Annotated in this window: 10 protein-coding genes; 7 read left to right on the top strand and 3 right to left on the bottom strand. The window is 71.6% G+C overall.

Going from position 1 to position 7,618, the window contains the following annotated elements; translation table 11 throughout:
- Positions 1-36: 36 nt before the first annotated feature.
- The gene (locus tag ACWD0Y_RS17340) at positions 37-588 is read right to left on the bottom strand and encodes a GNAT family N-acetyltransferase (protein WP_450261199.1); all 552 of its coding nucleotides are present in this window, start codon (positions 586-588) and stop codon (positions 37-39) included.
- Between the two features lie 68 nt (positions 589-656).
- On the opposite strand from ACWD0Y_RS17340, the gene ACWD0Y_RS17345 reads away from it, so the two are divergent.
- From ACWD0Y_RS17345 to ACWD0Y_RS17370, 6 genes are all read left to right on the top strand, one after another.
- Positions 657-1,043: a VOC family protein gene (locus tag ACWD0Y_RS17345; protein WP_450261200.1), complete on the top strand. Its 387-nt coding sequence runs from the start codon at positions 657-659 to the stop codon at positions 1,041-1,043.
- A 94-nt stretch (positions 1,044-1,137) separates the two neighbouring features.
- Entirely contained in the window at positions 1,138-1,758 is a 621-nt protein-coding gene (locus ACWD0Y_RS17350; RefSeq protein ID WP_450261210.1) for a DUF5134 domain-containing protein, read from the top strand.
- Between the two features lie 84 nt (positions 1,759-1,842).
- Positions 1,843-2,784 carry a M56 family metallopeptidase gene (locus ACWD0Y_RS17355; RefSeq protein ID WP_450261201.1) on the top strand — a complete coding sequence of 314 codons (942 nt, stop codon included), beginning with the start codon at positions 1,843-1,845 and terminating at the stop codon, positions 2,782-2,784.
- Between the two features lie 101 nt (positions 2,785-2,885).
- Entirely contained in the window at positions 2,886-3,572 is a 687-nt protein-coding gene (locus ACWD0Y_RS17360; protein WP_450261202.1) for a phosphatase PAP2 family protein, read from the top strand.
- Positions 3,569-4,264, top strand: coding sequence for an HAD family hydrolase (locus ACWD0Y_RS17365; RefSeq protein ID WP_450261203.1), 696 nt, complete (start codon positions 3,569-3,571; stop codon positions 4,262-4,264). The genes ACWD0Y_RS17360 and ACWD0Y_RS17365 overlap by 4 nt, the downstream gene beginning before the upstream one ends.
- 138 nt (positions 4,265-4,402) lie before the next feature.
- A complete protein-coding gene (locus tag ACWD0Y_RS17370; protein WP_450261204.1) occupies positions 4,403-5,044 on the top strand; it encodes a TetR/AcrR family transcriptional regulator in 642 nt (213 codons plus the stop codon).
- Here the strand turns inward: ACWD0Y_RS17370 and ACWD0Y_RS17375 are convergent.
- The gene (locus ACWD0Y_RS17375; protein ID WP_450261205.1) at positions 5,032-6,519 is read right to left on the bottom strand and encodes an LVIVD repeat-containing protein; all 1,488 of its coding nucleotides are present in this window, start codon (positions 6,517-6,519) and stop codon (positions 5,032-5,034) included. The genes ACWD0Y_RS17370 and ACWD0Y_RS17375 overlap by 13 nt on opposite strands.
- A gap of 159 nt (positions 6,520-6,678) precedes the next feature.
- On the opposite strand from ACWD0Y_RS17375, the gene ACWD0Y_RS17380 reads away from it, so the two are divergent.
- On the top strand, positions 6,679-7,362 hold the full coding sequence (locus ACWD0Y_RS17380) for a DUF305 domain-containing protein (RefSeq protein ID WP_450261206.1): 684 nt from the start codon (positions 6,679-6,681) through the stop codon (positions 7,360-7,362).
- A 12-nt stretch (positions 7,363-7,374) separates the two neighbouring features.
- Here the strand turns inward: ACWD0Y_RS17380 and ACWD0Y_RS17385 are convergent.
- Positions 7,375-7,618, bottom strand: a 244-nt coding sequence (locus tag ACWD0Y_RS17385; RefSeq protein WP_450261207.1) for a DUF6214 family protein, incomplete at its 5' end; no start/stop codon positions are given.

Raw genomic sequence — 7,618 nt, forward strand, 5'->3', positions numbered from 1 at the left:
GCGGCGCCGCTCCCTGCCCGTCCCGGACGTGGCCCCCTAGCCCAGCCGCTTCACCAGCAGCTCGAACTCCAGGTCGTCGCGCTGCGGAATGCCGAAGCGCTCGTCGCCGTACGGGAAAGGGGTCGTCTTCCCGGTGCGGCGGTAGCCGCGGCGCTCGTACCAGGCGATGAGGTCCTCCCGTACGGAGATCACCGTCATGTGCATCTCCCGCGCGTCCCACGTCTCGCGCACCGTCCGCTCCGCCTCGGCGATGATCACCTTTCCGAGACCGGCGCCCTGCATCTGCGGACGGACCGCGAACATGCCGAAGTAGGCGGCCTCTCCCCGGTGTTCGAGCTGGCAGCAGGCGACCAGCGCACCGTCCCGCTCGACGGCCAGCAGCCGGCTGTCCGGTGACTTGACCACGTCGAGGACGCCCTCGGGGTCGGTCCGCTGCCCTTCGAGGATGTCCGCCTCCGTGGTCCAGCCCGACCGGCTGGCCTCGCCCCGGTACGCCGACTCGATGAGCGCGACGAGCGCGTCCACATCGGTTTCCGTCGCGTCGCGGAAGGTGAGTTCGGCGGCGGCCGGACGCGGGGTGGTCTCCATGGGGGTGCTCTCCGGATCTGTGCGGCGGTCGGGCGCTCCGAGCTTAATGCGCGCTAAGGTCCCGGTGCATGGTGCAGGTACTGAGCAGCAGGACTCTTCTGCGTCCCACGGATCCGGAGCGTTCCCGCGCGTTCTACGGCGAGGCGCTGGGGCTCGCCGTCTACCGCGAGTTCGGCACGGGGCCCGAGCGCGGGACGGTGTACTTCCTGGGCGGCGGCTTCCTGGAGGTCTCCGGGCGCTCCGACACCCCGCCCTCCCCCGGCCTCCAGCTGTGGCTCCAGGTCGAGGACGCCGCCGCGGCGTACGAAGAACTGTCGGCGCGCGGCGTCGAGGTGCTGCGGCCGCCGGTCAAGGAACCGTGGGGCCTGGTCGAGATGTGGCTCGCCGATCCCGACGGCGTACGCATCGCCGTCGTCGAGGTGCCCGCGGACCATCCGCTGCGCTACCGCCCCTGACCCCGGCGCGCTCCCCGTGCACTCCCGTGCGCTCGCGTACGGCGCGGCGGCGGCGGGCATCGACGGGACGACACCGTCGACGGGGAGGTACACCGTGCACGGACAGGCGATGTCCGGCTGGCTGCTCGTGGCCCTGTGCGCGGCGACCGGCGCGTACTGCCTGCTGCGGCTGCGCAGCGGCAGGGGGGAACACCGTGAAGAGGCGGGCGGTGACGCCCTGATGGGATTCGGGATGGCGGCGATGGCGGTGCCCGCCGCGGTGCTCGCCCCGCCGGCGTGGGGATGGATGCTGTACGCCGGGGTGTTCGGCGGGGCGGCGCTCCGGGCGTTGTGGCAGGCACGCGGGAGCGCGCATCACATGCACCATCTGGTGGGTTCGCTGGCCATGGTCTACATGGCGCTGGCGATGGCACCGGGAAGCGGTGGTTCCGCGCACACGGGACACCCCTCCGGGTACGCCGCCGGCGGGGTTCCACTGCTGACCGGCGCACTGCTGCTGTACTACGCCGCGTACGTGCTGCGCTCGGGGGTGAAGCTGATGCCGGTGGCCACGGCCGCGGGGGGCACCGTCGCGGGAGCGGGGGCGAACGGCGGCGCGGACGGTGGTACGGGCGGTGGCGGCGGGGCGGTCCCCTGGGGCGCGCGGCCTGAGCTGGCGCTCGCCTGCCGGGTTTCGATGGGCATCGGCATGATCGCGATGCTGGTCACCTTGTGAGCCGCCACGGCGAAACCGTGGCCTGCGTCACTTGACGCGCAAGGCCATACCCGTGAGTAGGGCCGCGCTCATAGGCTGGGGCCCATGACGCTCTCCTTGGCACTTCTGCTGCTCGGCGTCGTCGCCGCCGTCGCGGCCCCGCGGCTCCTGTCGCGCGCCGACTGGCGGGAACGCGAACCCGTGGTGGCCCTGTGGGTGTGGCAGTGCGTGGTGGCCGCCGTGCTGCTGTGCTTCGGCCTTTCGATGACGTTCAGCGCGGCCGCCGCCTGGCAGGCCGTACGGGGTCACGTGTTCGCCCCGGCCCCGCACGGCGTCGTGGAGGCGTACGCCCTTGCCGCGTACGGGCCGTGGTCCGCCGTCATCGCGGTGCTGCTGGCCTGCGGAGGGGCCTGGACGGCGGCGATGCTGATCCGGGAGATCCGCGGGGCGCGCGTACGGCGCGGGCAGCGGCGCGCGGACCTGCTCGTACGCTCCCCGCTGCTGCCCGGCGAGGAGCCCGGCGCCGACCGGCTGGTCGTACTGGAGGGGGAGCGCCCGGACGCGTGGTGGCTGCCGGGGGGCGCGGCCCCGCGGCTGGTCGTCACGACGGCGGCGTTGCGGCGCCTGAAGGGACGGCAGCTCGACGCCGTACTCGCCCACGAGCAGGGGCACGCGCGGGCCAGGCACGACTGGCTGCTGCACTGCGCGTCCGCTCTGGCGACCGGCTTCCCGCAGATTCCCGTGTTCGCGGCGTTCCGCGACGAGATGCACCGGCTGGTGGAGCTGGCCGCCGACGACGTGGCCTCGCGGCGCTTCGGACGGCTGACGATCGCCCTCGCCCTGGTGGAACTCAACGAGGACCGCGGCGTGTTCGGGCCGGGCCCGGCCGCCTCGCACACCGGGCTGCCGCAGCGCGTCGACCGGCTGCTGACCGCGGCCCCCCGCCTCACCGCGGGCCGCCGGCTGCGGCTGACGGCGGCGGCCTCGCTCGTTCCGGCCGTACCGCTGCTGGTCGCGTTCGTACCGGGGCTCAGCGCGCTGGGGTAGCCGGCGTACGGGGGCGGCCGTCGTACGGGACGGCCGGCGTTGCGGGAGCCCTTCCCGCACGGGAATGGCTTGTGGCGCCGCCTGTGGGCAAGGATCTCCTCATGCACTCCCCCCAACTGGCTCCGCCCTCCCGTCCCGCTCTCCCCGTGCCGGTACGCACGGCCCTTGTCTGCACGGCCCTCTCGGTCGTCCTTCTGCTGCTCGTCGCGTTCGAGTGGCGGCCGTTGATGTCGCTCGACCGCTCGGTCGGGGACGCCCTGCACCGCTCGGCGGTCGGTGAGCCCGGCATCACGCACGCCAACCGGATCCTGTCCGACTGGGTGTGGGATCCGTGGACGATGCGCGCGCTGGTGGCCGTGGTCTTCGCGTGGCTGCTGTGGCAGGGGGAGCGGCTGCTGGCGCTGTGGATCGCCGCGACCAGTGCGGTCGGTTCGCTCGTGCAGCAGGGCCTCAAGGCGGCGGTCGGCCGTGAGCGTCCCGAGTGGCCCGACCCGGTCGACACCGCGCACTTCGCGGCCTGGCCGTCCGGCCACGCGATGACAGCCGTGGTCACCTGCGGGCTGCTGCTGTGGCTGCTCAGGCTGCGCGGAGCGGGCAGCGGGCCGCGCACCGCCGTGCTCGTCGCCGCAGCGGTGTCCTGCGTCGGCGTCGGCGTCACCCGGATGTATCTGGGCGTGCACTGGATGTCCGACGTGCTGGGCGGCTGGCTGCTGGGAGCAGCCGTGGTGGCGCTCTCGGTGATGGCGTACGGTCGCCTGACCGCTTCCCGGGAAGGAACGTCCGCGTGACGGTCAAGGGCGCGCTCTTCGACTTCTCCGGCACGCTGTTCAGGGTCGAACCCACGGAGGTGTGGCTGCGCACCGTCCTCGACGAGGCGGGCGTGGCCGTGTCCCCGGGCGATTTCGCGCGGTACGTACAGCGGCTGGAGGCGGCCGGCGCGCTGCCCGGCGGGCCCGCCCCGCAGCGGGTGCCGCCGCATCTGGCCGGGCTGTGGGCGACCCGTGACGAGAGCGCGGAGCGGCACCGCGCCGCGTACACGGGGCTCGCCCGCGAGGTGGCCCTCCCCGACGCGCGCCTGTACGACGCCCTGTACGACCGCCACATGACACCGGCCGCCTGGCAGCCGTACCCGGACGCCGCCGAGGTGCTCGGTGAGCTGCGGCGGCGGGGCGTCGGCGTCGCGGTGGTCAGCAACATCGGGTGGGACCTGCGGCCGGTGCTGCGCGCGCACGGCCTGGACGTGTGGGTGGACGCATACGTCCTGTCGTACGAGCACGGCGTCCAGAAGCCGGACCCGCGGCTCTTCGAGGCCGCCTGCGAGGCGCTCGGCCACGCTCCGCGCGACGTCCTGATGGTTGGCGACGACCGCCGCGCGGACGGCGGCGCGGCGGCACTGGGGTGCGCGGTGCACTTCGTGGACCATCTGCCGGCCGACGAGCGGCCCGCGGGGCTGCGCCCGGTGCTCGCACGCGTGGACTGACAGAAAAGCGTCCGCATCCGGCGGTCCCCCGCGCCGCCGGATGCGGACGACAAGCCCACGGAGCAGGCCCGGCGAGGCGCCTGTCGTGGGAGCACTGAGTATATTGGCTACGGGCCAGTCAACGCAGGAGTTATCAGGATGTCCCCGCGCAGCGCATCGGTCAATGAGGAATTGCGCCGCCGTTCCCGTGAGCGGTTGCTGCAGGCCACGGTGGAGCTCGTCGGGGAGCGGGGGTACGAGGCGACGACGCTCGGCGACATCGCGGACCGGGCCGGATCCGCGCGCGGACTGGTCTCGTACTACTTTCCCGGGAAACGCCAGCTGCTGCAGTCGGCCGTGCACCGGCTGATGCACCGGACGCTCGAAGCGGCCCTGGAGCGCGAACCGCGCACCGAGGACGGCCGTGAGCTGCTGGCCCGCGCGATCGACGCCGTACTGGGGCTCGCGTGCGACCAGCCGGTGCTCATGCGCACGCACATGGCGGGCATCCTCCAGGCGGAGGGCTTCGTGCAGTGTCCCGAACAGCAGCGGCTCGCGGAGCTGCTGCGGGGCACCGTCGTGCGCCATGGGTCACGGGACGTGGACGCCGACTACCCGCTGCTGCGCGCGCTGCTGATGGGCGCGGTGTTCGCCGCGCTGCTGCCGGGAGCGCCCATGCCGCTGCCGAGCCTGCGGGCCGAGTTGTTCCAGCGGTACGGGCTGGACTGGGAGCTCGGCGTGCCGCCGGACGGAGAACCGCCCGGCGGCACGCTCGTGCACGGGGTGGATCAGCGGCGGTAGTCGGGCTGCGTCTGCACGTTGAGCTCGCTCAGCCGCACCCTCTGGGCGCCGTCGGTGCGCTTGTCGTTGAGCTTCAGGACGTCGAAGCCCTTGGCCATGTCGTTGGAGTAGATGTAGCCGTTGTAGTAGTACGCCGACCAGGATCCGGCGGTGGACAGGGTGGTCGTGCTGAGGGGACCGCGCTCGAAGAAGGCGATCTCCTTCGGCTTGGCCGAGTCGGTGAAGTCCCAGACGGAGATGCCGCCCTGGTACCAGGCCTGGACCATGATGTCCTTGCCCTTGACGGGGATCAGCGAGCCGTTGTGGGCGACGCAGTTCTCGGTGTCGGCCTGGTGGCGGTCGATCTTGAAGTAGCTCTTGAAGACCAGCTTGCGCTTGTCGCCCTTGCCGGTGATGTCGTAGATGCCGTCGGCACCGCGCTCGGGGCCCGTGGCCGCGTTGCAGGTGGCGGCGGAGCCACCGCCGAGCTCGTCGGTGAAGACGACCTTGTCGGCCTTCTGGTTGAAGGTCGCCGAGTGCCAGAACGCGAAGTTGACGTTGTCCTGGACGCGGTCGATGACCCTCGGCTCCTCCGGGTCCTCGATGTCGAAGAGGATGCCGTCACCCATGCAGGCACCGGCGGCCAGGTCCTTCGAGGGCAGCACGGTGATGTCGTGGCAGCCGGTGGTCTTGGAGACGCCCGGGTTGGTGGGCGCGCCCGGGTTCCCGCCGTCCGGGAAGAGCACCGGGAAGCCCACGACCTCGGACTTCTCCGGGGCGCGGCGCGGCACCTTGATGATGGAGATGCCGTCGTGCGGCGGCTTGCAGTCCGGGAACGTCTCGCTCGGCGAGTACGAGGAGACGTAGACGTAGACGTTGCGTCCCTCGGGCACCAGGGTGTGCGTGTGCGAACCGCACGCGGTCTCGACGGCGGCCACGTACCGCGGGTTGCTCTTGTCGCTGATGTCGAAGATCTTCATGCCCTCCCAGGAGGACTTCTCCGTCGCGGGCTGCGAGGTGCTCGTGCACGAGTTGTCGCTGCGCGAGGAGTCCGTGGAGAGGAAGAGCAGGTCCCCGGAGACGGAGATGTCGTTCTGGGAACCGGGGCACAGGACCTGGGAGACCGTCTTCGGGGCCCTCGGGTTGCTGATGTCGAAGATCCGGAAGCCGTCGTAGTTGCCCGCGAAGGCGTACTTCCCCTGGAACGCCAGGTCGGAGTTGGTGCCCTTGATCGCGTCCTTGGGGATGTTCACCACGTGCTCGATGTTCTTGCTGTGGACGATCTCGTCCACGCCGGGTATCTCGCCGTTCTCGATGGCGGCCCTGGCTTCGGCCTGCTGTGAGGTGGACAGGCTCTTCTTCTTCGCGGGCGCGTCTCCCGGGTCGGGGGTCGCGGCCGCGGGACCGGCCGTCAGCAGCGTGGCGAAAAGCCCGGCCGCGGCTGCTGCCACGCCCAGACGTCTGCGCCGCACGCGGGTGATGTGCAACGAGGTCACTGCGTCCTCCCTTGTATCCGTTCGTAGTTGAACGGTTCGTACACCCCGGCAGTATCGTCGTTTGCATGCACATCTCAACAGATGGCAACGAAGACGTAATGAAAGTTTTTGATCATCCGTGTGTGGAAGCGTGCTAAGAACAGACACCAACCACCCCACATGCCCCAGGAGGTCGCCGTGTTGATCCGCCGCAGCTCCGCACGCGTCCGCAGACTTTCGTGCGTGGCGACGACGGTCGCGATCGCCGTACTCGGTCTCGGCGCCTGCGACGCGGGGAGCGATGAGGCGCCGAAGGCGAAGGCGGCCGCCGGGCCTTCGGTGGTCGCGCCGGGCAAGCCGGGCGAGCCGGCGAAGACCATGTCGGCGGACGAGGCGGAGAAGGCCCTGCCCGACGGCTCCCCCAACGGGGCGGACTTCTCGTACGCGCGGATGATGATCGAGCATCACGGCCAGGCGCTGGTGATGACGGAACTCGCGCCGAAGCGCGCCGCGTCGGCGAAGGTCAAGCGGCTCGCCGAGCGGATCGCGGCGGCCCAGGGGCCGGAGATCGGCGCCATGCGGGGCTGGCTCGACAACAACGGCGGCAAGAAGCACCGGGGCGGCCACGACCACACCTCGATGCCGGGGATGGCCACGGAGAAGCAGCTCGCGCGGTTGCGCGCGGCCAGGGGCGAGGAGTTCGACCGGCTCTTCCTGGAACTGATGGTCATTCACCACGAGGGCGCGGTCGGCATGGCGACCGAGGTCCTCTCGCAGGGGAACAACGTCCAGGTCGAGGAGATGGCGACCGATGTGCTCGCACAGCAGAGCGCCGAGATCGGCCGGATGCGCGACATGATGTGAACGCCCCCGGTTCTAGCGGCGGTTGTGGCGGGGGGACAGAAGGCCCTCGTCACGCGCGCCCGCGATCAGCCTGAGCGACCTGCGGCGGCTGCGGCCCGTCGCGCACATCACCGCGAGCACCGGGTCCCGCCCCGCCTGCTGGGCGGCCCGGTACGCCTGAGCCGCGATCCGCCGGCCCGTGCTGGCCCGGCGGCAGGGCGGGCCAGGAAGCACTGGGCCGTACGGTGCCTGCTGCTGCTGGACAAGGTGGTCAACC

The sequence above is a fragment of the Streptomyces altiplanensis genome (assembly GCF_053591575.1).

Coding starts and splice junctions, on each gene's coding strand:
- ACWD0Y_RS17340 (WP_450261199.1), bottom strand. CDS start 588: ATGGAGACCACCCCGCGTCCGGCCGCCGCCGAACTCACCTTCCGCGAC.
- ACWD0Y_RS17345 (WP_450261200.1), top strand. CDS start 657: ATGGTGCAGGTACTGAGCAGCAGGACTCTTCTGCGTCCCACGGATCCG.
- ACWD0Y_RS17355 (WP_450261201.1), top strand. CDS start 1,843: ATGACGCTCTCCTTGGCACTTCTGCTGCTCGGCGTCGTCGCCGCCGTC.
- ACWD0Y_RS17360 (WP_450261202.1), top strand. CDS start 2,886: ATGCACTCCCCCCAACTGGCTCCGCCCTCCCGTCCCGCTCTCCCCGTG.
- ACWD0Y_RS17370 (WP_450261204.1), top strand. CDS start 4,403: ATGTCCCCGCGCAGCGCATCGGTCAATGAGGAATTGCGCCGCCGTTCC.
- ACWD0Y_RS17380 (WP_450261206.1), top strand. CDS start 6,679: ATGCCCCAGGAGGTCGCCGTGTTGATCCGCCGCAGCTCCGCACGCGTC.